At 55.3% G+C, this 1,219-nt stretch carries 1 protein-coding gene; it reads right to left on the bottom strand.

Going from position 1 to position 1,219, the window contains the following annotated elements; genetic code table 11:
• Positions 1-48: 48 nt before the first annotated feature.
• A partial coding sequence (gene tssF / locus DEO48_RS15540; RefSeq protein ID WP_109845664.1) for a type VI secretion system baseplate subunit TssF occupies positions 49-1,219 on the bottom strand: 1,171 nt, incomplete at its 5' end.

Genomic DNA, 1,219 nt, shown 5'->3' with positions numbered 1-1,219 from the left:
ATTCAACCAGCGGGAAGAAAGAAAACTGTGCAATCTCCCCACGGGCAATCACATCATCGAGTGCTGACCTGCCTGTACCGGCCATCGGTAACACTCCTTGTTGTCAAGGTTGTACACCTCCAGCAAATGAAACGCGTTCACGCTGGCATAGAGGGAGAGAAAATGTGCAAGCACGGTGCCGAAGAGATACAGATCGCCTTCGCCCCCAAAGGCCGACTGACGCACAAAGAGGCGGGATTTCAGGCCGCGCACCGGCATACCGCGTATCAGGCGATCAACCGGCACGGTCTCAATACGCTCGATCCCCGCCAGTCGCTTACGCGATGCCTGTTCAGCCTGCTTGTCATGCAGCGCTGGAAAATCCCAGGTGCGCAACACCTGCGTCAGCGCGTCCGGACTCAGCAATGAGACATAGTTCAGTGACATGCTGGAAATCAGCATCCACTGCAGGCTGCCATCCAGCACAGGACGTAGTGAACGCGTTGGGCGGGTAATATTGCGGAAAGTGAAAAAATTGGGCGTGGCATTCGTCGGAACGCAAATGTCCCCCACCTTCAACTGTGCTGCACGTTCTCTGTTGGTACAGGTCATGGTGACAGAGACTGCTTCATCTTTTCCGACCACTTCCCTTTCGTCACCCCGGACGAAAGACAGTGAATGCTCAAAGCCCTCGCCGTTCACGGCCTCGCGAACCCTGAGACGGTAATACAGCGCCAGACGCCCGTTTGCACGTTCAATCTGGTGCTGAAAACTTTCAAAAGGCTGATACACCCGGGTGCCGCCCCGCGCCCGGCCATCCGGGCCCTCCACCCAGCCTTCTACATTGTTCACAGAAAAAATCTCGTAGCTGTCAGGATGACTGTAGCTGGCGCGTAATGGATATTCCGTTTGCTGTCCGGTGAGGGCCACCGGTTCACTGTCATGATGGAAAAGATTGATGGCAGGCACACAGTTCAACATGAAAGCATCCTGGCGGATCTTCAGTGAAGGGGGCAGCGGACGTTCAAAACAGAAATGCAGTTTAAATGACGACACGGCCATCGGTTGCTTCGGCCAGTCGCCCCCGGCAAGATGGAAAAACAGAAAACTTTCAGGGAAACAGAAATACTCCTGCAGGATGCGATAGCCCGAGTAGATATTGCCGGGGTAGGGCAGCAAAGCCTCTTCCCGTGCAAACCCGCTGGTCCTGAGGAGACTGGCAGGCTGACGAAAACGCGTG

The sequence above is a fragment of the Enterobacter sp. CGMCC 5087 genome (assembly GCF_003144775.1).
Taxonomy (GTDB): Bacteria; Pseudomonadota; Gammaproteobacteria; order Enterobacterales; family Enterobacteriaceae; genus Enterobacter; species Enterobacter cloacae_M.
This window is presented reverse-complemented; position numbering and strand designations above follow the sequence as displayed.